This is a genomic window from Bombilactobacillus sp. ESL1097 (assembly GCF_058107205.1).
On sequence record NZ_JBYLUB010000001.1, the window covers coordinates 167,918 to 191,349 of the forward strand.

Annotated in this window: 18 protein-coding genes; 8 read left to right on the forward strand and 10 right to left on the reverse strand. The window is 38.7% G+C overall.

The genetic code is table 11. From position 1 onward, the window contains the following. Nucleotides 1-238 precede the first annotated feature (238 nt). The gene (locus AC3B6D_RS00755; RefSeq protein WP_489774696.1) at nucleotides 239-331 is read right to left on the reverse strand and encodes a putative holin-like toxin; all 93 of its coding nucleotides are present in this window, start codon (nucleotides 329-331) and stop codon (nucleotides 239-241) included. Nucleotides 332-1,352: 1,021 nt separating this feature from the next. Between AC3B6D_RS00755 and AC3B6D_RS00760 the strand changes: the two genes are divergently transcribed. The 3 genes from AC3B6D_RS00760 (at nucleotide 1,353) to nagA (ending at nucleotide 11,821) form a co-directional block, all read left to right on the forward strand. Then, on the forward strand, nucleotides 1,353-5,492 hold the full coding sequence (locus tag AC3B6D_RS00760; RefSeq protein WP_489774697.1) for a hypothetical protein: 4,140 nt from the start codon (nucleotides 1,353-1,355) through the stop codon (nucleotides 5,490-5,492). Between the two features lie 944 nt (nucleotides 5,493-6,436). After that, entirely contained in the window at nucleotides 6,437-10,531 is a 4,095-nt protein-coding gene (locus AC3B6D_RS00765) for a hypothetical protein (protein WP_489774698.1), read from the forward strand. Between the two features lie 129 nt (nucleotides 10,532-10,660). After that, nucleotides 10,661-11,821 carry an N-acetylglucosamine-6-phosphate deacetylase gene (gene nagA, locus AC3B6D_RS00770; RefSeq protein ID WP_489757010.1) on the forward strand — a complete coding sequence of 387 codons (1,161 nt, stop codon included), beginning with the start codon at nucleotides 10,661-10,663 and terminating at the stop codon, nucleotides 11,819-11,821. A 432-nt stretch (nucleotides 11,822-12,253) separates the two neighbouring features. Here the strand turns inward: nagA and AC3B6D_RS00775 are convergent, their stop codons facing one another. The 3 genes from AC3B6D_RS00775 to AC3B6D_RS00785 form a co-directional block, all read right to left on the reverse strand. Next, nucleotides 12,254-12,439, reverse strand: a complete 186-nt coding sequence (locus tag AC3B6D_RS00775) for a hypothetical protein (protein ID WP_489769275.1) — start codon at nucleotides 12,437-12,439, stop codon at nucleotides 12,254-12,256. After that, nucleotides 12,420-12,644: a hypothetical protein gene (locus AC3B6D_RS00780; protein ID WP_489757719.1), complete on the reverse strand. Its 225-nt coding sequence runs from the start codon at nucleotides 12,642-12,644 to the stop codon at nucleotides 12,420-12,422. Before AC3B6D_RS00780 ends, AC3B6D_RS00775 begins: the two co-directional genes overlap by 20 nt. 232 nt (nucleotides 12,645-12,876) lie before the next feature. Next, a complete protein-coding gene (locus AC3B6D_RS00785; RefSeq protein WP_489774699.1) occupies nucleotides 12,877-14,211 on the reverse strand; it encodes an amino acid permease in 1,335 nt (444 codons plus the stop codon). Between the two features lie 234 nt (nucleotides 14,212-14,445). On the opposite strand from AC3B6D_RS00785, the gene AC3B6D_RS00790 reads away from it, so the two are divergent. Genes AC3B6D_RS00790 through AC3B6D_RS00800 form a run of 3 tightly spaced genes read left to right on the forward strand, consistent with a single transcriptional unit; the run spans nucleotide 14,446 to nucleotide 16,148 of the window. Further along, complete coding sequence (locus AC3B6D_RS00790; protein WP_489774700.1) at nucleotides 14,446-14,928, forward strand: hypothetical protein; 483 nt, start codon at nucleotides 14,446-14,448, stop codon at nucleotides 14,926-14,928. Further along, nucleotides 14,925-15,782 carry a sulfite exporter TauE/SafE family protein gene (locus AC3B6D_RS00795; protein ID WP_489757014.1) on the forward strand — a complete coding sequence of 286 codons (858 nt, stop codon included), beginning with the start codon at nucleotides 14,925-14,927 and terminating at the stop codon, nucleotides 15,780-15,782. Before AC3B6D_RS00790 ends, AC3B6D_RS00795 begins: the two co-directional genes overlap by 4 nt. Beyond that, the gene (locus AC3B6D_RS00800; protein ID WP_489757015.1) at nucleotides 15,783-16,148 is read left to right on the forward strand and encodes a DUF1634 domain-containing protein; all 366 of its coding nucleotides are present in this window, start codon (nucleotides 15,783-15,785) and stop codon (nucleotides 16,146-16,148) included. It begins immediately after the preceding gene. An 85-nt stretch (nucleotides 16,149-16,233) separates the two neighbouring features. On the opposite strand, the gene AC3B6D_RS00805 is transcribed toward AC3B6D_RS00800, so the two are convergent. The 5 genes from AC3B6D_RS00805 to nrdH form a co-directional block, all read right to left on the reverse strand. Next, entirely contained in the window at nucleotides 16,234-16,545 is a 312-nt protein-coding gene (locus AC3B6D_RS00805) for an ArsR/SmtB family transcription factor (protein ID WP_489757016.1), read from the reverse strand. 338 nt (nucleotides 16,546-16,883) lie between these two features. Continuing rightward, a complete protein-coding gene (gene nrdF / locus AC3B6D_RS00810; RefSeq protein WP_489774701.1) occupies nucleotides 16,884-17,852 on the reverse strand; it encodes a class 1b ribonucleoside-diphosphate reductase subunit beta in 969 nt (322 codons plus the stop codon). A gap of 473 nt (nucleotides 17,853-18,325) precedes the next feature. Next, a complete protein-coding gene (nrdE, locus tag AC3B6D_RS00815) occupies nucleotides 18,326-20,500 on the reverse strand; it encodes a class 1b ribonucleoside-diphosphate reductase subunit alpha (RefSeq protein ID WP_489774702.1) in 2,175 nt (724 codons plus the stop codon). Beyond that, entirely contained in the window at nucleotides 20,481-20,858 is a 378-nt protein-coding gene (nrdI, locus tag AC3B6D_RS00820; RefSeq protein ID WP_489769269.1) for a class Ib ribonucleoside-diphosphate reductase assembly flavoprotein NrdI, read from the reverse strand. The genes nrdE and nrdI overlap by 20 nt, the downstream gene beginning before the upstream one ends. Next, on the reverse strand, nucleotides 20,858-21,091 hold the full coding sequence (gene nrdH, locus AC3B6D_RS00825) for a glutaredoxin-like protein NrdH (protein ID WP_489774703.1): 234 nt from the start codon (nucleotides 21,089-21,091) through the stop codon (nucleotides 20,858-20,860). Before nrdH ends, nrdI begins: the two co-directional genes overlap by 1 nt. 418 nt (nucleotides 21,092-21,509) lie before the next feature. On the opposite strand from nrdH, the gene AC3B6D_RS00830 reads away from it, so the two are divergent. Further along, nucleotides 21,510-22,130, forward strand: a complete 621-nt coding sequence (locus AC3B6D_RS00830; protein ID WP_489757021.1) for an LVIS_2131 family protein — start codon at nucleotides 21,510-21,512, stop codon at nucleotides 22,128-22,130. A 56-nt stretch (nucleotides 22,131-22,186) separates the two neighbouring features. Here AC3B6D_RS00830 and AC3B6D_RS00835 read toward each other — a convergent pair whose 3' ends face one another. Continuing rightward, complete coding sequence (locus AC3B6D_RS00835) at nucleotides 22,187-22,411, reverse strand: DUF2187 domain-containing protein (protein WP_489757022.1); 225 nt, start codon at nucleotides 22,409-22,411, stop codon at nucleotides 22,187-22,189. A gap of 326 nt (nucleotides 22,412-22,737) precedes the next feature. On the opposite strand from AC3B6D_RS00835, the gene AC3B6D_RS00840 reads away from it, so the two are divergent. Continuing rightward, nucleotides 22,738-23,286, forward strand: a complete 549-nt coding sequence (locus AC3B6D_RS00840) for an AAA family ATPase (protein ID WP_489757023.1) — start codon at nucleotides 22,738-22,740, stop codon at nucleotides 23,284-23,286. Nucleotides 23,287-23,432 lie beyond the last annotated feature (146 nt).

A 23,432-nucleotide genomic window follows, 5' to 3' on the forward strand; every position in this document is an offset into this window, starting at 1 on the left:
GTATTAACACCATAAGCACCACACCCTTGTGGAATAGCCGCCACCTTAGCTTAACTTTACTAGTAAATATTATAGCAGAATAATCTGTTGAAACTGGTATTTTTTTTAGTTTGTGTTATCCTAGTGATAGAAGTAGAGATACACTGAATTTTTAGTAAAGTTGCTAAAACAGCAGCTATTAAATATTGAAAATATTAATAATCGCTAGCCCTGCTCGGCTAAGGCGATTATTTTTGTATCACCGATCATTATGCTGATCAATATATGAAAGCAACGCTATGATAAACATACCGAATGCAAACATTAATTGAAGAGCGTCTGATACGGACACACTGCTACTCCTTTCGTAGGATTTGTGGTTACAGTTGTTACACCATAAGCACCACTCCTTTGTCGAATAGCTACCGCCTTAGCTTAACTTTACTAGAAATATGATAGCAGAATCATCTGCTGAAACTGGTATTTTCTTTAGTTTGTGTTATTCTAAGGATAGAAAAAGAGCCAGTGCTGGATACACTGACTCTTGGTAAAGTTGCCAAAGTAGCGACTATTTATATTATATTGATAGCCATCTAGCTCTGTACAAGCTAAGGATGGCTATTTTCTTGTCTTGTTTATGAACTTGACAAGTTCTACAACTATGCGGACTAATCCAATAAAGCTATGGCTTAGATAAGCAATAGCTAGTAGTTTCAAATTACTATTCCTTTCAATAGGCTCTGGGATTACAGCATTAACACCATAAGCACCACTTCCTTGCGGAATAGTCGTCACCTTAGCAGTAACTTTACTCACAAGTATTATAGCAGAATCATGCGTTGCAGCCGGTATTTTTCTTCAACTTGAAGTGAATGGTCATTAGCCAATGAGTAGTGACTGTCTTCAACCCAAAGATCTTAGTGAAATGACAATTTAATGATGAAAGCAGTTTAGGAATTGTTCTTTAAGCCTAAACTGCTTTTTTTATGGTTATAAACTTAACAGCTAGTTAAAGCTAGCTTAAAATTCATTTTTTCACGATTGTTGAGCTGAATGATTGAAACTAATTTAATTAAGGTGGTGTATTGGCACTAAATAAACAACTTTAAATGAAAAAATATCTTTTTGAAAACAGATATTATACCTGCTATGACTGAATTTTTATCCTAAAAACATAAATAATGTACAGATGTTGTTTAAAAGTGAGTCTAATGATGATATCATTATGTAATGATTATTTTGTGTATGTAATTAGAACTAAATTATAAATGGTACAATTATTTTTTAGATAAAAAGTCATCTTAGTTAAATTAACAAAATAATTTTAATGATATTTAAATCATATTACATAATCATGAATATTAGGGGATAATATGAAAAGAATTCGGTGGATTTTTAGTTTGATGTTGCTTTCTTTGACGATCGTTTGCGGTGAACAGGGTAATCTTGTTCGGGGGGCTGCTAATGCTGATAGTTTTCAGCAAGATTTGACACAATTAAATAGTAGTTTGCCACCAACTGGTATTACGCCAGCCCGGTTTAGTTCTAATATTACTAGTGCTACGGACTCGTTATTAAAGACAGACGACAGCGTTTCGCAGGGGGGGTTTGGCGATGCTGATAAACTCGAAGAGTTAGGCTATTCGAAAATTGACCCCTCCAAAATTAACTGGCCTAGTGATGGAATGTATGCTGATGCCACGAAAGATGTTCAACCAGGGGCGATTACTGGTGATGGTACTGGAACCCAGAGTATCGATTCTGATGAAGATGGAAAAACCGTTTATGTGCGTAACGTTTTGCAATTTTTACTAGCGGTTTACGGTATTAAAAAAATGGGACCAGCCAATACTGCTGATATTGATGAAGGTAATGGTACTGGTACTGGTGATAATGCAACAACGTCTACTAGTCCGGTCAAACGCATTATTGTGGTTCAAGACTTGGATTTTGTTTCAACAGATGTGTTTAATGCAGATAATCCACTTTTAGCTAAATATTTTAAAGGAAAGAGTAGCTTAAGTGGGGTGACCGATTCTAGTCCTACTCCTAGTTGTGGTGATGGTGGGGGACTATATCACTATACTGTTTTAGCGGCTCGACCAGGTGATTCAGCAACTAATCATTATTTGACGATTGTTGGTAATCATGGTCCAGATCAAAGTACTCCTAAAATTAATGCGGGTAATTATAGCTTACGGTTTGCTTATAATTCGAATCAAATGGATAATGTCACGCTAGATAATCTTCAAATTTATGGTTCGACTTTTTATGGCTTTGTCCGGTTAGGAAATAATTCTAGTAGTTCTACTAATGAATTCTATCGTGATATCACTTATTATGGTGCGCAATTTTTGTGGACTAGATCTGGCACCTCTGGATCTTCTAATGTTTATATTTCTGGTCATACGACGGCTTATTCATTAAACACTTATAAAAGCCCAGTGGATCAACGAATTTATTCGTGTCAAAACTTTTTGGGGCCTGGTAATCAACAAGTTATGCAAGTGACGAATGTTACCTTTGAACCAGACGCTGTTTTTAATGGTTCTACTTATAATGGTAATGTTTTGGAATTGACTGGTAATGCCACGTTATTAGGGGATGATGCTAAGAAACAAGGCGCGGAGGTTAATCTCTATCCGCGCGGCAGTGGGGAAGATGCCCCCAACGGTTCTTCCGGATTGTATTTAATGAATACAGGTGTTTTAACATTAAATCCTAATACTCATCTCAATATCGATGTCAAAAATGATTCGATGAAAGACTCCATGGAACAGTTAAGTGGTGATACGAGTGCCTATGATACGACCGCTACTTATAATGATCCTTATTCTTCCACTACGACTGCCAATGCGATTTATATGAAAGGTGCTAGTTCAAAGATTGTTTATAATTCAGGTGGCTATCAAAAAGGTTTGGATGAATCCATTAATGTGACGAGTGAGGGAGCTGATACTAAACCTTTAGTCCAGTTTACTGATGGTACAGCTGAGTTAAATCGTGGTGACTTTAATATTACCGCGAATAATCTGGGTACTACGAGTAATTCGGGTTTATTCCAGTTAGGACCTCCATCTTCATTAGAAACTTCGAAGATAATTGTACGGAAGGGTGGTAACTTTAATATTAAGATTGCTGATACACCTGAGCAACCAAGTTCGGGTAATGTGCAATTGTTGAATATTAAGGGAAAAACTGACATCAGCTTGTATAAACCCCAAAATGTCGATCTGGATCTCGGTTATAATACTAATGCTTCATCAAATATTGTTTCGACAAGTGCAGCGACGGATATTAAAGCTTACGATATCAAAATGGGAGCTAGTGGGACGAATTCTCAGTCCAAAGTATCGTTTGGTTTCGATGATTCTTCAACCAATGACAAAAATCCTGTACAAATGCAACATCTTAGTATTCCGTTTACTGGTAACTATATTGATTTGACAAAGTTTGTCTTAAAGTCACCACCCGAAGATTTAACTGGTAGTAAGGCAGAAATTAAACGGTTATTAAATTACTTAAATCAAATGCAAACATCCGCTGGTTCGGGAAATTCTAAAGAATTTAGCCATATCCATTTTTCAGAAATTGATGGTCCGGTTGAACACTTAAAGACACCGATCATCGATCCGATATCTCGTACGGTTAGCGGCTCTTTGAATAAGTCAGAGGATGATTTCCATCCGGATCCGCCGATGCTGAAAGTGGTAGTTAATGATGGAGGAAAAGATTATGATTTAGGAACTGTCCGAAATGAAGATGCGAGTGCTGATAAGCAGGATACACAAGGCTATATTGCCAGCAGTTTTACTCCTTCTGGTGGGAGTTATATTCCTAGTTTTAGTCCGTCAACGCCCGATATCTTAAATGATGACGACGATATTGCTTATAGTACAGCTACTGATGGCACAACCACTTGGGATCTTGGCAAGAAAGTTACAGCTGCGCCGTTATATTTATCCGGGGCTCAAGGCGTCGCTTGGCAAATTGACACGAATAATATTCCTCACTTCTCCTTTGATATTGATAAAGCGGTGGATAATTATAATACTAAAAATGAGGGGAAGGATGGCTTTACAAAATTAACCTTAAAACCGAATGATACGGTTAAGGTGAGCGCCGTCTCTAATAACCAAGAATCTGCTACTAAAACTGTGGATATCAATAGTTTGTATTTGGGCTTTGACCAAGAAGCTGCTGCCAAGTCCAATGTCTATCGAGGACCAAAGGTATTATTGGGCGACAAAGTTTCTGTACCGTTAGAATATCAAGATGATATTAGCAGTAATAATATTATTCACTTAAAGGGCTATGATAAAAAGGGAAGCACTACCAGCCTGAATACCGCCACAGACACTCCACCTCAAACTGCAGATGTTACACCGCCAGCTGTTACGCCACCAGACGTGCCTACCTTAACAAAACATACTTGGGATGTTGATCATGTGACACAAACATCAGGCGATCACACCCTGTATATTCAGGGTAGTGATGATCAACAAGGCCTGAGTCCCTACGTCAAGCCGGACGCTGCTGGCAATTTGGCTACGTCAGATCTATTGCAGTATAACTATCATGTCGAAAATGTGCCCGCCTTTAATGGTTATAAAGAGTTATATCAACAAAATGATCTTACCAAGCCGCTAGATACGACCGCTAAAGGTGAGCACCAATCCTATCTGTCTAGTGGAAATTATCTGGAAAAAGATCTGTATCAACCAAAGATGAGTACCGTCGGCTTAAACGATTTTTGTTTGACTGAACCAGCCGATTATGGCGGTGGCATTAAGAAGGGAACTGCAAAATTGATTTTGCACATTCCTAATCAAGGAGACCAGACGTTAACGGACTTTGCTTATGGTCAGCACTATACCCCGGGTAATTTCAAACTCACGGGAACGAGTTTTCCTGCCGGAACGAGTTTTGAGGTTGATACACCGTTGACGTATAAAAAGTCCAAAGCTGATACGCAATTAACTCTACATGGTTCAACTTTACAAACAACAGATCCGGAAGCACCTGACCAGCAATTGAACTTAGGTGCTTCGGGTTCACTGACTTACAACAATCTATATGATGTATCTTTGGCAGTTCCAAAAAACATTGATTATGGTCGGCATACACGTAATTCGGTTAAAACGACAGATCAGTATTGTCCGGTGGATACGAGTGATAGTTATAAGGAGAAGGATTACCAGTTGACATATGAGCAACCTGCCAATTCCACCTTCCATTACACAGTTGATGTGCGTTGTAATTCCAACAATGCTTTGTTCAATTTGATTTATCAAGATGGTACTACTGATTCAGTGGCTAAGGTTATTAACAGTGACGTGCCCGTCTTTCAGACAGGTACCGGTCCTAGTGCGACGGCATCATTTGCCGAAGATTGGTGGCTTAAGACCGGAGCTAAGAAAGGAATTTATCTCCAACCAACGCAAGATAAACCTGCAGCGAAAAAATATCAATCAATGCTAACGTGGACGGTTAATAATGCTTTGAATAATTAAGTTTAGTAATGAAAAAAGTGATATGAACCCAAAATGTAAAACAGTTTTTAAATTAGGACTAATTTCCGATATTCGATCGGTGTTGGTCCTTTTTATTTGGTCTTGATGCTTTGGTGATTAGTAATGAATATATTTTTAATTCGGTCTCGATATGCATTTTCAGGTTTGATTGCTCTAGACTTTGGCTTCTTTGTTGAAGCAGCTTGACTTGTTGAGTTTAATCTTTCGTGAGTCGGTCTTTCTCTCCTGTTATTAAGAGATACACACTTGCTTGTTTTGAGAGCTTTAATACCGCGTCGATCAATTAAAGCCACTAAATATATAAATAGTAGATTGCTAAATTAATAACTTTTCAGATAGTTTTTTGAATTATAAATATCAATTTTGTCTTATTGAGATAGCAATAAAAAATGCTTCCAAAAATTATTATCCTAATTCTTGGGAAGCATATTAATATTATAGTAGAATCATCTGTTGAAACCGGCATTTTCTTCAATCTTTGGTTCTTAGTAAAATGACATTTAATGATAAAAGTAGTTTAGACTTGCTAAAACTAAACTGCTTTTTTAGTATGTTGAGCTTTTGTAAGCTTAACATCTAATTAAAAATTATTTTTTTCACAATGATTGGGATTAATGTTTAAAATTAAATTAATTAAGGTGTTATCCACCTCTGAAAAAATAACTTTAAATTTAAAAATATCTTTTTGAAACAGCTGTTATCCTTGATTTGACTTAATTTTTTGCCTAAAAAAATAAATAATGTAAAAAACATGGTTTAAAAGCATGCATAATGATGATATTATCATATAATGATTGTTTTATTAGTGTAATTAAAACTAAATTATAAATGAGATACCTATTTTTGGGGATCATTATTTATTTTTGTTAAATTAGCAAAATAATTTTAATTATATTACATAATAAAGAATATTAGGGGATAATATGAAAAAAATTCGGTTGATTTTTAGTCTGATGTTGTTTTCTTTGACAGTTATTTGTGGTGAACAGGGGAATCTGGTTCAGGGGGCTGCTAATGCGGATAGCTTTCAGCAAGACTTGGCGCAACTAAATAGTGGTTTGCCAGCGACTGGTGGTACGCCAGCTCGGTTTAGTTCTAATATTACTAGTGCTACGGCTCCATTATTAAAGACTGACGACAGCGTTTCACAGGGTGGTTTCGGCGATGCTGACAAACTTGAAGAGTTAGGCTATTCGAAAATTGACCCCTCCAAAATTAACTGGCCTAGTGATGGGATGTACGCTGATGCCACGAAAGATGTTCAACCAGGGGCGATTACTGGTGGTGATGGTACCGGAACCCAGAGTATTGATTCTGATGAAGATGGAAAAACCGTTTATGTACGCAATGTTTTGCAGTTTTTACTAGCGGTTTACGGTATTAGAAATGGGACGACCAATACTGTTGATATTGCTGAATCAGCTGGCAGCGGTACTACTAGTACCAGTGATGTCAAACGCATTATTGTGGTTCAAGATTTAGATTTTGTTTCGTCAGATGTGTTTGATAAAACTAATCCACTTTTAGCTAAATACAATTTTAACGGTAATAGCTCTTTAAGCGGGGTTACTGATATTGTTAAGGGTGATAATGGTGGGGCTACCAGTAACTTTACCATCTTAACTGAACGACCAGGTGACTCAGGAACTAATCATCATTTAACGATTGTGGGTAACCATGGTCCGGATCAAAGTACACCGAAAATTAATGCAGGTAATTATAGCTTGCGGTTTGCTTATGGCGTTTCTAATCAAACGGATAATATCACGTTAGATAATTTTAAACTGTACGGTTCGACTTATTATGGCTTTGTCCGTTTAGGAAATGGAGCTTACAGTACTTCTAACGAATTTTATCGCGACGTTACGTATTATGGTTCACAGTTTTTATGGACAACGGGTGGCACATCGAATATCTATATTTCGGGACATACGACGGCTTATTCACTCAATACTTACAAAAGTCCAGTAGACCAAAAAGTCTATTCATGCCAGGATATGAGTCAACAAGTCATGCAGGTAAATAATGTCACCTTTGAACCGGATGCGGTTTTTAATGGTTCGACGTATAACGGTAATGTGTTGGAATTGAAGGGTAATGCCACACTATTGAGTGATGCTGATAAGAAACAAGGCGCAGAGGTTAATCTCTATCCGCGCGGCAGTGGAGAAGATGCCCCTAATGGTTCTTCGGGACTGTATTTAATGAATACAGGTGTTTTAACATTAAATCCTAATACTCATCTCAATATCGATGTCAAAAATGATTCGATGAAAGATTCCATGGCACAGTTAAGCGGTGATACAAGTGCTTATGATACAACCGCTACTTACAGCGATCCGTATTACACAACCACGACGGCCAATGCGCTTTATATGGGTGGCTCAGGTTCAAAAATCATCTATAATTCAGGTGGTTATCAAAAAGGCTCGGATGACGAAGCTATTAATGTGGAAAGTGACGGGGCTGATACTAAACCATTAGTTCAATTTGCTGGTGGTGAAGCTGATTTAGATCGTGGGGATTTTAATATCACAGCAAATAATCTGGGCTCTGCCAGCAATTCAGGGTTATTTACGTTAGGAGCTTCGACGGTCAATGTGCGTAAAGGTGGAAACTTTAATATTAAGATTGCCGATACGCCTGAGCAACCAAGTTCTGGTAATGTGCAGTTATTGAATGTCACAGGGACTACTGACATCAGCTTGTATAAACCCCAAGGTGTTGATTTGAATCTGGGTAATAATAATAATACTTCATCTAATATGGTTTCGCCGAGTGCGGCGACGGATATCAAGGCTTACGATATCAAAATGGCTGCGAGTGGGGTAGATTCTAAGCTGAAACCGATATCGTTTGGCTTTGATGATTCTCCAACCAATGACCAAAAGCCGGTGCCAATGCAACACCTCAGTATTCCGTTCACTAATAGTTGGGGAGTTGGCTATATTGATTTGACGAAATTTGTTTTAAAGTCACCGCCCGAAGATCTAACTGGTAGTCAGGCAGAGATTGGACGATTATTAACTTATTTGAATCAAATGCAAACCTCGGCTAGTTCGGGTCTTTCTAAAGAATTCCGTCACATTCATTTTTCAGAAATTGATGGGCCGGTGGAACACGTGAAGACTTCGGTCATCGATCCGCGTTCCCGCACAGTTAGTGGGTCATTGAATGCTTCTAACGATGATTTTCATCCGGATCCGCCAATGCTGAAAGTGGTAGTTAATGATGGAGCTAAAGATTATGATTTGGGAACTGTTCCAAATGAAGATGCGAGTGCTTCAGATCCTAATAAGCAGGATACACAAGGCTATATTGCCAGCAGTTTTACTCCTTCTGGTGGGAGTTATATTCCTAGTTTTAGTCCGTCCACGCCCGATATTTTAAATGATGACGACGACATTGCTTATAGTACCGATAGTACAGATCCCACCGCTCAAAAAACCACTTGGGATCTTGGCAAGCAGGTTACAGCGGCGCCGTTATATTTAGCCAATGGTCAAGTTGTTACTTGGCCAACGGGAACAACTGACTTCTCCTTTGATATTGACCAAGCAGTGAAGAATTATAATGATAAGAATAGTGGTCAAACTGGTTTTACACCTTTAACCTTAAAACCTAATGATACAGTTAAGGTTAGTGCTGTTGCTAATAACCAAGAATCCGCTGCTAAAAATGTAGATATTAATAGCTTGTATTTAGGCTTTAACCAAAAAGCTGCTGCCAAGTCCAATGTCTATCAGGGACCGAAAGTATTGTTGGGTGATAAAGTTTCCGTGCCGTTAGAATATCAAGATGATATTAGCGATAAGAATATTATTCATTTAAAAGGTTACGATGAAGGCGACACTGGTAGTCTGAACACCACCACAGCCACGCCACAAACTTCAGATGTTACACCAGCTTCGACGGCCTTAGCCCAACATACTTGGGACGTTGGGCAAGTGACGAAAACACCAGGTGATCACACTTTGTATATTCAGGGCAGTGATGACCAACAAGGCCTCAGTCCCTACGTCAAGCCCGATGCTGCTGGCAAGTTAGCCACATCAGATTTATTACAATATAACTATCATGTCGAAAATGTGCCCGGCTTTAACGGTTCTAAAGAATTGTATCAACAAAATGATTCTACCAAGTTACTAGATTCTACGACTAGCGCTGATCACAAAACCTATATGGCTAGTGGACACTATCTGGAAAAAGATTTGTATCAACCAAAGATTAGTACCGTCGGTTTAAAGGATTTTCGTTTAACTCAACCCGCCGATGATGGCAGTGGTATTCAGAAGGGAACGGCAAAAGTGATTTTGCATATCCCAAATCAAAAAGACCAGACGTTAACGAATTTTGCTTACGAAAAGACCTATACTCCCAAAGACTTTAATTTGTCCCAAACAAGTTTTCCTGCCGGAACGAGTTTTGAAGTGGATACGCCGGTGACTTATCAGAAGTCCAAAGCTGATACGCAATTAACTTTGCATGGTTCAACCTTACAAACAACGGATCCAGAAGCCCCCGCTACAGCTCCAACGCAGCAATTGAACTTAGGTGCTTCGGGTTCATTGACGTACAATAACCTATATGATGTGACTTTGACGGTTCCGACCAACATTGATTATGGTCGCCATACACGTAATTCGGTGAAAACGACAGACCAGTATCGTCCAGCCAATACGAGTAATAAGCAGACCGCTTACCAGTTGAAATATGAAGCACCTGCCAATGCCACCTTCCACTACACGGTGGGTGTGCGTTGTGATTCCAGTAATGCTTTGTTTAATTTGATTTATCAAGATGGTACTACTGGTTCGGTGGCCAAAGTTATTAATAGTGGGGATGTGCCTGTCTTTCAAACAGGTACCAGCACGAGTTCACCAGCGAAGTTTGCCACGAATTGGTGGCCCTTGACTGGAGCAAAGAAAGGGATTTATCTCCAACCGACGCAAGATCAACCTGCGGCGAAAAAATACCAATCCACGCTTACTTGGACAGTTAATAATACTTTGAATTAATTTGAAATTTAGCTTAGTAAAGAAAATGCTGCGTAATGATTCATTCGCACATTTTCTTTTTCTTAGCGTTAATTTACTTTCTTGTGAAAGCTCGTTACAATTAAGGCAAGCAAATGGAGGTTTAAGTCAATGAAATATATTCACGCAGCCAAGTTTTTTTTGAAAAATACGACTGAAAATGGTGGTTATTTAGCGATTAATGCTGACGGCACCTTTGGTCAGTACTTGCCAGAAGACCAACGTCCAGAAGGCGAGATTCTTGATTACGACCAGCAGTGGATTGCGCCGGGATTAATTGATACGCATATTCATGGACTGGCGGGTCACGATGTGATGGACAATGATCCGGTCGGTTTAGAAGCCATGGCGCAAGCTTTGTTAAAGTGTGGGGTTACTTCGTGGTTACCTACAACAATTACCGGTTCTAAAGCGGAATTAACGGCTATTTGTCAAACCATCGCGCAAAATTATCAACAAATTTCGGGTGCTAAAATTGCGGGCATTAATTTTGAAGGCCCGTTCTTTACGCCGGAACATAAAGGGGCTCAAAACCCGAAATACTTTGGCGATCCGGATGTTGATACGTTTAACGATTGGCAAGATGCCGCTCAAGGTTTGTTGCGCCAAATTACCATCGCTCCGGAACGCCAAGGCGCGGTCGAATTCACGCGTACTGTGAGTCAAACGGGAGTAGTCGTGGCATTAGGGCACTCATCTGCCACTTTTGAGCAAGCCAAAGCTTGCGTGGAAGCGGGAGCCACAACATTTACTCATACGTATAACGGCATGAGTGGCTTGAATCATCGTCAACCGGGCATGGTTGGAGCAGCCATGAGTTTAAACAACGTTAATGCTGAATTAATTTGTGATGGTCACCATGTTCATCCTAATGCGGCTGCAATTTTAATTAAACAAAAATCGCCCGAACACGTAGTGTTGGTGACGGATTGTATGTCAGCCGGTTTAATGCCCGATGGGGATTACATGTTGGGAGAATTACCCGTTGTTGTGGCTGATGGTACGGCGCGGTTGAAAGATGAAACGCATAATTTGGCTGGTAGCATTTTGAAATTGAATGATGCAATTAAAAATTTGGTAGATTGGAACACGGTAACGCCGCAAGCGGCCATTCAAATGGCAGCTGCGACACCGGCCAAAAGTGTGCACATTGACCAAACTGCCGGGGCTATTTTGCCAGGACGCGCGGCTGACTTCATCGTGTTAACACCAAAGATGAAATTGCAAGCTACCTATTTAGATGGCCAACTAGCTTATCAAGCAGAGGCTTAATTCTTTATGTAACAATTGTTTGTGGCAGTTTTTCTGTTAGCTGAAATTCTTGGTTAAATCTGGTATTGTTTAAATTGAAAAAGAGCAGCGCCGGCGTTTGATATGATATTTGTGTTAAAATGCATATGGATATTTTGAAACATTAGTTTTACACCACTTAATAATAAAAAAGACACCTAGTTTCCTTGGACAGTAACTAGATGCCTTTTTATTTCGCGTCAATTAATGTTTGTTGATCCACCATTTAAAAGCGGCAATAACAATAATTGGTGCTAGGATATTTTGAAACAATAGTTTCGCCCCCTACTGTTGCTGTGTCGGGGACGCAACCTACATATAATATCGTGGGAAAATGCGCCCACATTGGTCAAGTTCAATCTCTTTAAATGGATAACTGTCTGTCAAACGACCAATGAGAGCACATTTTAAAAGTTATTTGCTTAGTAAATCTTTCCGTTCTGCTATAAGTTGTTCCAATTCTTGAATATCTTCAAGTGTTGCCCACTTTCTAACAAAGCTCCTAGCAGTTGATCGATTTCTTAAATATTTAGTATGATCGCGATTTTTTTCTTGCCATCGCTTATTGGCTTCGGTCTGTTTATTTTTGGCGTTTTCCATTATTAGTCTCCTTTGTATTATGAATGATTGACAGGATTGCTAAATCCTTAAGGGTACAAAAACTAAATTCGGCGATTATTAAATTAGCACTTAATTCATTAATTCCAGGAATACTACATAAAATCTCAAATTCAGGTAATGTTTGCGCTAATTGACTCATCTTCTGGATAATTTCAGCTTTTTTGTGCTTTGTTTGACCATCCAAACGAAACTTGCCACATCAATAATCGTATTGATTATTTGGCAAAGATCGTGGACATTCAAATGAAACAAATTGCTACTCCTTTAGGGTCTGGGTTTACAGTTTTTACACCATAAGCACCACTACCTTTCAGGAATAGCCACTGCCTTAGCTTAACTTTACAAGTTTTAGTTTAACATAATTAAAAGTGGCAAAATTCCGAGATTATTCGAAACTTTGCCACTTGTTAGGTGCTTTACTTTTTCACGGCTTTGAAACTCAGTAGATAAATAACGATGAACCAACCAATGGTCGCGATGGTGGTCCAAGTCGTTTCGGGAGTGAATAGTAAAATACCAAAAATAATTAACATAAAAATAATGGTTAAATAATCAGTCATCGGAGCACCCGGCATTAAAAAGTGTTGCTCGCTAGTTTGAAAGTTCTGAGAGTGGCGGTATTTGGCGTGGGTGCCCATTAAAAACATATAAATAACTAAAAAGCCGGCTGAAGCAATGGAAGTGATTAATTTAAACGCACCTTGAGGAAAAATATAATTAACAATCACGACCGCTGCTACTAATAAGGTCGAAAAAGAAATGGCCCGCATAGGTGTTTGATTCTTGTTGAGTTTAGCAAAATAACTAGTCGGTTTACATAAGGAATATAACATTCGTCCTGTAGTAAACAGGGAGCTGTTTAACGACGAAGCGGCGGCCGTTAAGACGACGAAATTGATAATGCCGGCTGCGGCCTTAATCCCAATCCCACCAAAGACTTGGACAAAAGGTGAGTGCCCCGCGCTATAGTCAGTCCAGGGTTGAATGATCATGATGGCTGCTAACGCGCCAATATAAAAAATCAAAATTCGCATAATGACAGAATTAATCGCATGCGGAATATTCGCCTGGGGATCCTTAGTTTCGGCGGCAGATACACCGACAAATTCGACACCCAAGAAAGAGAAAAATGCCATTTGAAAGGCGGAAATAATTTCTTTCAGATTGCCAGAAGTGGCACCAAAGCGCCACAAATTACTAAATTCGACGTAACCGTGATTGGTTTTGGTATGAAATAAGACCATGATCACAGCCACGGCAATAATCGCTAAGATGGCTACGATTTTAATTAACGCAAACCAAAACTCGGTTTCGCCGAAAGCTTTGACCGCCGTGATATTAATAAGATATAAAGCACCTAAAAAGATTAATTCCCAAATCCAAGCTGGCACATGGGGAAACCAGAACTGCATATAATTACCCACGGCAGTCAATTCGGACATGGCAATCACTAACCAACCTAGCCAATAGGTCCAGCCCATGATAAAGCCCCAGCGATCACCGAGATATTCTTTAATAAAATCAATAAAAATGATTTTATGTGTATCGGATAAAAGCAATTCGCCGAGCGCGCGCATCATTAAAAAAACAAACGCGCCTGTTAAAAGATAAATTACCAAAATTAATGGTCCGGCTTTATGAATGGATTCGCCTGAACCTAAAAATAAACCGGTACCAATGGTTCCGCCTAAGGCAATCATACTGACATGCCGTGCTGATAGGCTGCGCGAGAGCGCCTTTTTTTCTGTCATGAGAAATCCTCCTATTAGGTCTATGACAATCGAATTGTTTAAGCCTATATCATAGCACAAACTAGATGATAAGTGAAAAGTGTATGAGAACTTTGTTGGCTTATTCATACAAAATTAATTTAAATGAGTACTGAATAATCAAACCAGCCAGGTTAATCTATCTAAAGATAGTGATAATTGCAACGAGCGTAGCACAGTAATATAATAATTTTGATTATTAAAGAGGGTTATTATATGAAAATGACAATTCAGCAATTTCAAGATAAAATTGCGAACGCAGAATATCAAACTTTTCAGCAAACGATTAAATTAACGAAGCGTTTAGCTGCCAGTAAAGTAACGCCAGCGCTTCAGCAATTAACCCAGCAACTGGAAGAAGCAGTAAATGGTGGTTATTTAGCGCAGGGGGAGTTAACCATTGAAGGATTGGGCTTTCCGGTGGTTTGTAATTTACAACTCAGTCCCTTGAACTTGCCGTGGCAAGACGCTGCCAAAGTGAGTCATTTTTTTGATCGGGACGAACAAGTAGAATTAGCGTTTTACTTAGTAACGAGCTGTGAATTTATTAATGCTTCCCACTTACGGATTGATCAAGTGGCCACAGATGCTGCGGACTTACAGCAACAACAAGCTGCCATCGTGCAACTAATTATTGATCAATGTCGACAGGCGATTACTAATCAAACTCAAACAAAAGAGGCTGCAAAGAAATCATGATTACGACAAGTAATTTATTAATAATGTTGATTACTGGTTTATTAGCGGGAACTTTAGGCTCAATCTTAGGTATTGGTGGTGGCATGATTGTCACACCGATTTTGACGATCGCGATGGGCTTAGATATTAAGTACGCGATTGGGGCCAGTATTATCGTCGTCATTGCCACCAGTTCTGGAGCGACCATTTCGTTTTTAAAGGATGAAATGTTGAACTTACGGGTTGCCATGTTCTTAGAAATTGCAACGACAGTCGGTGCGGTAACTGGTGCGGCTTTAAACGGGATTATCCCCAAAGCAGTTTTATATGTCTTATTTAGCTTTTTGTTATTCCAATCTTGCTACAACATGATTAAAAAGCTCATGAATAAAAAATCTGCTAAAAGTGACCAAGAGGTACAACCGGATTATTTATCGCAAAAATTGCGACTAAATGGTAGCTACTATGATAAAGCTTTACAAAAGCCGGTGGACTATCAAGTCAAAAACGTTCCGGGTGGTTTCTTGATGATGTTAGCTGCCGGCATTGCCAGTGGCTTATTAGGCATTGGGAGTGGTGCTTTTAAAGTGATTGCGATGGATAACATTATGAAAATGCCACTCAAGCCGTCTAGTGCTACCAGTAATTTAATGATGGGCGTGACTGCGGCGGCCAGTGCGACGGTGTACTTCTTTAACGGAACGATTTTACCAAATATTGCGGTGCCATTAGCCTTAGGAGTGGTCTTTGGCGCGATGATTGGTAGTCGCATTATGCAGCATTTACATCCGAAAGTAATCCGGATTATCTTTATTCCAATTTTATTGTACTTAGGTTTACAAATGTTCTTAAAGGGATTTGGGGTGAACATTTAAATGAAAAAAGATGAGATGCAGGATATTGAATTAATCATTGGTAAAATTTTGCGTGTCGGGGTAATTATTTCCGTCATTGTGATGGCTTTAGGGATTGTGATGATGTTAATTCAAGGTAATAGTGGTTATCCAGGGCAGAGTCATCCAACCACCTTTAGTGCGATTTATCAGGGCATCATTCAATTCAAACCTTTTGCCGTGATGATGTTAGGTGTCTTTTTATTGATTTTGACCCCCGTGTTACGTGTGGTCGTTTCCATTTATGCTTTCTTTAAGGAACATGATTATTTATATGTAGCTATTACTACTTTAGTTTTAGTAATTTTAGCTTTTGCGATGATCGGCGGTTATCTAGCTAATCGGTAGGTGAACGATTGATTAATACTGGCAACAAAAAAAGAGAAGTGCTTAAAAGTGTCTAACTTTTGAGGACTTCTCTTTTTCGATTACTTTAAATATTACATAAGTAGCTATAGATAATAGTATCAATTAAATGAGGAAATTTTTGTTCTAATTCAGATTTGCGCAAACTAATGAAGCGTTGTCGGCCGTCGATGCGCACGTGAATTAAACCATTTTCACGGAGGACTTTTAAATGATGTGAGAGATTATTTTTTTTACCTAAATAGTCGAACTCACAGCAAGGGGTTTCACCATTTTGCTTTAATGATGCAATAATTTGTAAACGTAGGGGTTCACATAAAGCATTGAGAATTTGTTCTACTTTGATGGTTTGAATAGCTGGATGAGTAATTAAAGTCATTTTGTTAACCTCCTTGTTAGCAAACTCATTATAACTAAAGCGCTATCATAGTTCAATGTTCAATCGTTTATGAATTATTGTACCTTTTTTAAAAGCAGTCAAAATTATCAAAATAATTTTGACAAATAATTAATTACGCAATAATTGATTATTTTATATTTGGTTTTATTTCTTGTATGTTGAAAATTTGTTCAGTTACGGGGTGGAAATTTTTTAAATTAATCATCTTTTGCTCTGCGATATGGTGGAAAGCAGAAATAAAAAAATGCTCGTATTAATACGAACATTTTCTCTTTATATGCGTCAAAAGTATAAGTCGGTAGTTTCTTATGACAATTTTAATTGCGTCCGATTTCGTAATCAGAATCTTTCATTGCGGCGACTTTGCCTAAAAGATAGCCATTGCCGACTTGGGAAAAGAAGTCGTGATTATTAGTGCCGGTAGAAATCCCATTCATTACAATTGGGTTTACATTTTCTGCATTACCGTCCGCAAACAAGGGGTTTTGGCCAAGGTTCATTAAAGCTTTGTTGGCATTATAGCGTAAGAAACAGTTAACTTCCTGGGTCCAGCCAATTTCATCATAGAGTTGAGCAGTATACTTTTCTTCATTATCGTACAGTTGATACAGTAAATCATACATCCAATCTTGGAACTTACTTTGCTCTGCTTGGGATAATTCTTGAAAGCCTAGCTGGAACTTGTAGCCGATATAAGTACCATGCACAGATTCATCGCGGATAATCAGTTTAATAATTTCGGCCACATTGGTCAACTTATTATTACCGAGATAGTAAAGCGGTGTATAAAAGCCAGAGTAGAAGAGAAAAGTTTCTAAAAAGACGGATGCGACTTTCTTTTGCAGAGGATCACCGTTTTGGTACAAATTATTAATGATGTAGGCCTTTTTTTGCAAAAATTCATTATGATTCGTCCAATCAAAAATTTCTTCAATTTCTTCGGCAGTATTTAACGTACTAAAGATTGATGAGTAACTTTTAGCATGAACTGATTCCATAAACTGAATATTGTTGAAAACAGCAATTTCTTCGGGAGTGCGCGCATCTTGTCGTAAAACGGCAGCTCCATCTTGTGATTGTAAGGTATCCAGTAAAGTCAAACCACCAAAAACATGACCGACGACAGTATGTTCTACAGCACTTAATTCACGCCAGTCATCACGATCATTGGATAGCGGAATGCGCGTATCCAACCAAAATTGTTCGGTTAATTTTTCCCAAGTGGCCTTATCAACTTGGTCTTCAATTTGGTTCCAATTAATTGCTTGATAATATGTTTTCGCCATAATAAATCCCTTCTTAGAATAATAGTTCCAGAGAATCTCAGCATAGTACTTAATTTGGCAGATTATCCGCAGCTGCTAAGCGCTTCTTGTCACAACTTGGTTAAATTGTGTTCCAAAGAGCAAAAGACTCTATCTAACTACATCCACTAAAAAAGTCAAATGCAGACTTTTTAGTGGCTTAGGTTAACTTTTCGTCTTTTAAACGCTCTTTGCCACAACTTGTTAATTGTGTTCGCAAAACTAAAAGCCTATGTCTAACTACAATTAAACTTTCAAGTTCAAACCAAAACTTAAAAGTTTAATCTAGGTTAGCCTACGTCTTTTACCAGGTTTTGCTCACAACTTGGTTAAATTGTGTTCCCAGAAGCAGCAGTTTGCGTCTAGCTACGATAAAGTTCTCAAGTTTAAAAACCAAAACTTAAGTCCTTTATCTAGGCTATACTCAACTGTTAAACGCTTCTTGTCACAACTTGTTAGATTGAACAGCTTTCACATTCATTTACGCCAATTTCTGAGTTATCATCGGTAAAGGTACGCACGTAATAAAGTGATTTAATCCCTTTGTAATAGGCGTAATTACGCAAAATAGTTAAATCTCTGGTGGTTTGTTTATTCTCCTCAGCGGGCGTTTTCCATTCGTACATACCTTCCGGAATGCTGGAACGAATAAACAAAGTGAGACTTAAGCCCTGATCGACATGCTCTTGCGCAGCGGCGTAGGTGTCGATGACTTTGCGCATATCGGTATCATAGGCAGAACGATAGTAAGGAATAGTATCGTTAGTCAGATGTGGTGCTGGAAAATATAATTTGCCGTTCTTTTTTTCTTGGCGTTCTTCCACTAACCAGGTAATTGGTTGCAAACTGGCACTAGTATCATCAATATAAGAAATTGAACCCGTAGGAGCCACGGCTAAGCGGTAGGCATTGTACAAACCAGTCGCTTGGACTTTATGTTGTAATAATTGCCAGTCTTTTTGAGTAGGAATAAAAATATCTTTAAATAAAGCTTGCACCTGGGGATCTTGCGGTGCAAAGGAGCGCTGCGTATATTTCGCAAAATAAGAACCGTCAGCGTACTTGGATTTGGCAAAATCGTGAAACATACTGTGTCGTTCACGGGCAATCTGATTGCTTTCGACCAAAGTCCAATAATTTAAGAGCATAAAATAAACGCTGGTAAATTCGAGGGCTTGTGGTGAGCCATACTCAATCTGGTGAGTTGCTAAGAAAGTATGCAACCCCATCGCCCCTAAGCCGATGGCGTGGTTCAGCTCGTTACCGTGTTTAATCGACGGTACGGCGTCAATTTGTGAATGATCGGAGACAAAAGTCAAAGCACGGGTCATGACGCGCACGGATTGACCAAAGTCTGGACTAGTCATTAATTGGGGAATATTCGTTGAACCAAGATTACAACTGACATCTTGTCCCAATTGCACGTAGTCTTGTTTGTCATTTAATAAAGATGGTGTTTGGACTTGTTGAACTTCGGAGCACAGGTTACTCATAATAATTTTGCCCGCTACCGGATTGTGGCGATTGGCGGTATCAATATTTAGAATATAAGGATAGCCAGATTCTTGTTGTAATTTACTAATTTCTAGCTCCAAATCACGTGCTCTAATCTGATATTTTTTGATTTTGGGATTAGCCACTAACTTGTCATACTCTTGAGTAATGTCAACGTAAGAAAAGGGCTGGTGGTATTCACGTTCCACACTGTAAGGACTGAATAAATACATTGGCGCGTCTTGGCGCACTAATTCATAAAATTTATCAGGGACAATAATGCCTAAGGAGAGGGTTTTGACACGGATTTTTTCGTCCGCATTTTCTTTTTTAGCAGATAAAAAGTCTAAAATATCGGGATGAAAAACGTTGAGATAAACAGCTCCTGCTCCTTGACGCTGCCCTAATTGATTACTGTAACTAAAACTATCTTCCAATAATTTCATCACGGGTAAAACACCGCTCGAAACACCTTCAACCCCTTTGATGGGGGCGCCAGCTTCTCGCAAATTAGACAAGGTAATACCCACACCGCCGCCAATACGCGACAATTGTAATGCACTGTTGATGTTACGACCGATGGAATTCATGTCGTCAGTTATTTGGATTAAAAAGCACGAAACAAACTCGCCGCGGCGCTTTTTACCCGCATTTAAAAACGAAGGCGTGGCGGGCTGATAACGTTGATGAATCATTTCATCAGCTAATTGGTGTGCGAGTTGCTCATCACCGTCTGCAAAATATAAAGCATTATTTAACACCCGGAGTTCATAATTTTCTAGATAGTAGGCACCATCGTTGGTTTTTAACGCATACTGATTGTAAAATTTGTAAGCAGCCATAAAGGATTTAAACTGAAAATGTTGTTGCAGTAAATATTGGTAAAGTTCTTTAATAAAAGCTGGCGAGTATTGCTTTAAAAAAGCTGCTTCTAAATAATCAGCTTGCACTAACTTTTGTAACTGGCTTAATATATCTGGTTCCATTTTCAGATTAGGTTGAACATTTTCTTGCCAGAAAGCCTGGAGTGCGGCTTGGTCACGATCTAAAGGGATCTGTCCGTTAACCGGAATATTTAATTCGTTATTTAGTTTAAAGTAATTAACTTTAGCGATATCAATGTTGTTTAGACTCAAGTTGCTCCACTACTTTCCTGAAATTTTTAACATCGGCCGCGGTGCCGTTAAATTCATAATCGAAAACAACGGGGACACCTAAGCCAGCAGCGATATCTTTGGCAGTATGAATGTAGAGTTCATTGAAGTTGCGATTACCACTGCCGACGACACCGACTAATTGTTGGGCATTATTTTGAAAACCTAAAAAGTCAATGACCGCATCCATCATATTGTCATCATAAGCGGGCACAGCTAACAAGTACGGACCGTTCATGACGTGATAAGGATTAGCATCATTAATCTCGTAAGCAGGTAGCTTAACTTTTTGAATAAAACGGCGGGTTTGACCAGTAATTGTATAGTAAGCAATTTGCATTATTGCACCAGTGCTTTCAATTCACTCGGGCGAAAACCAATGATCGGGGGCTGATTATTCGTGACTACGACGGGGACGCTTTGAAATCCTTGCTGTTTGAGGTAAGTTAAGGCCTGAGGTTGTTGATTAATGTTATGTTCTTCAAATTGAATTTGGTGATCATTCAAAAAACGTTTGGTCATTTTACATTGCATACAGCCATCTTTGGTAAAAATCTTTACTGATTGATTCATGAAAAAACCTCCTTAATGATGAAAAAATCACGGTAGTGCGCACCGATCAATTTTCGATTAAAAGTTTCACAGTTGAGTTGTACTGGCATTAGTTAACCAGTTGTTGCTGCGGAACTTTTGATCGGAATAACTGAGCCCAATTATAAAACCCTACTAGTCAAAATACAATATATTGTGTTTGATTCGAAATCGAACCACATGATAGTGTGGTTGCCAGGCTTGGATTTTGGGTAAGAAAAAAATAAAAAACATTTGTTCGCTGCATAAGTCAAGTAATTTTTTTATTAAGTTTTTTTCAATTACGCTGATGACAGTTACGTAGGTCGGAAGGTTTTCACTAGACTTGGACAGTGCAGTCAGTGTGAAAGTGAGCTATAATAAATCTAATTAAATTTATCTGGAGTTTGGAGAAAGCAGGATGCAATTAAACTGGAATTTATTAGGGGTTGGCGCGTGGTTAATTGTTTTTTGTTTGGTAGCGGTGATTATCTTTGATATTCGACGCCGTCATTTAAAAATGATTGTCGTGCACCGCAAGCACCACTCATTAGGCAATGTCTGCTGGGATTTTTGTGAGTTTATTGGCGCTTTTGTGTTAGTGGGCTTTATGTTTTATATGACTTTTTTAGATAAAGTTGATGTGAAAGATACACAGCGCGTTCAATTGAGCTATACGGTTAAACCTCTAGTGATGCAGACCAAGAATGGTCAAGGTTATTATGTAGAAGTTAAGTCAGCAGACAATAAAAAAACGGTTAAGTATTATAATTATTGGGTCCAAGGAGCTAAGTACAGTATTCCGGGCAATAATGCCTCAGTTTTAGATGGTAATCAATCAGCTAGTTTAAACGCGAAGAACTATCCGTGGCCAAATACGAAACGCTATGATCAAAAATATCAGCAAGCATATGTGATGATGATGGTGGCTCATTATAAGAATAACTGGCGCAACGGCTTAGGCGTTCATGCCGGTAATGTCGCGACGGATTATGCATTGATTCGTATTCCTGGAACCACTTTTGTTAAAACATTGGATTAAAAAAGTTCCTCAATGACTATTTATGAGTCAAATTGAGGAACTTTTCTTATGGTTATTTATTTAGCTGCTTTTTTGGGCAGCTTTTTCAAATTTTGAGCATTAATCACAATTTTATGGTTCAGTTCAACGACGTTATCACTATCTTGTGGATCAAAGTCTTCAATATCTAATAAAACGGCATTGGTATAGATCTTTTCAACCGTGCCAACGAAGGGCTTTTCTAAATCTTCTTCGACTGAACCTTGTAATTTGTCGCCGACTTTAATATTGGCAATTTTCATGTGTAGTTCCTCCTAGACTAATTAAACGTGGAGTTGGTTTTGAGTTTAAACGGGGACCATTGATAGTGCACCATGCTTGGTGTTTTCCCATTTTGGTAAAATTCTTGGAAAGACTGTACGCCAAAGGTTGAGCACTATCAAGCAACAGTAGCTTAAAAAGATAGAGCTACCAGAATTCCTGGTCGGTAGAATTCTTAAGTACTATCTTACCACAGATAGTTGCCAAAGAAGGATTATCCGGTCGTTAATTGGAAGTTGAAACGATAAAAATAAGGCTTACTTTGGGCCTGGGTTCTTTAATTGAACAATTGAAAAGGAGTAAATTAATGAAAAAGATTATTGTTATTACCGGTGCGAGCGGTGTAGGTAAGACGACCGTCAGTCATTATTTGACGCAAGCATACCAAATTCCGAGTGTTGTAACGCATACGACGCGTCCGCAACGCGTTAACGAGCAAAATGGTGTGGATTACTATTTTGAGACGCCCCAGAGTTTTCTCTTAAATGATTATCTAGAACAAGTTACATATGCTCACCATCAATATGGCTCTTCGCGCCAGGGCTTACAGCGGGCTTTTGCGAAAGCTGAGATAGTTAGTATCGTTTTAGACACTAAAGGTGCTTTAACGTATTTAAAAGCTTATCCCCAGCAAGTAGTCATTTGGTTTATAACTGCTGATCGGCAAGTTTTACAGCAACGGCTGTTGCAGCGTGGAGATCAAACGGCAGCGATTCACCAGCGGTTAACCAGTCAAGAATTTGCGCGTGACTTGCAACTGCCGAAGGCTTTAAAAGGTACAGCGCTGGTTTTGACTAATGATGCTTGGCCCCAATTAAAGCAGACCATTGATCAATTGATTACAAAGATGTCATAAAATTCGGGATTTGTAACGGTTTGTTTGTTTGTTTGTAACATGATTGCAATGTAAGAAGTGTACTATTTTGATTGTTAAGTTATTTCCAAATTAAATTCAAATCAATTCTCGTAAAAATAACTTGTTACTTATTCTCGGAGGCGAAC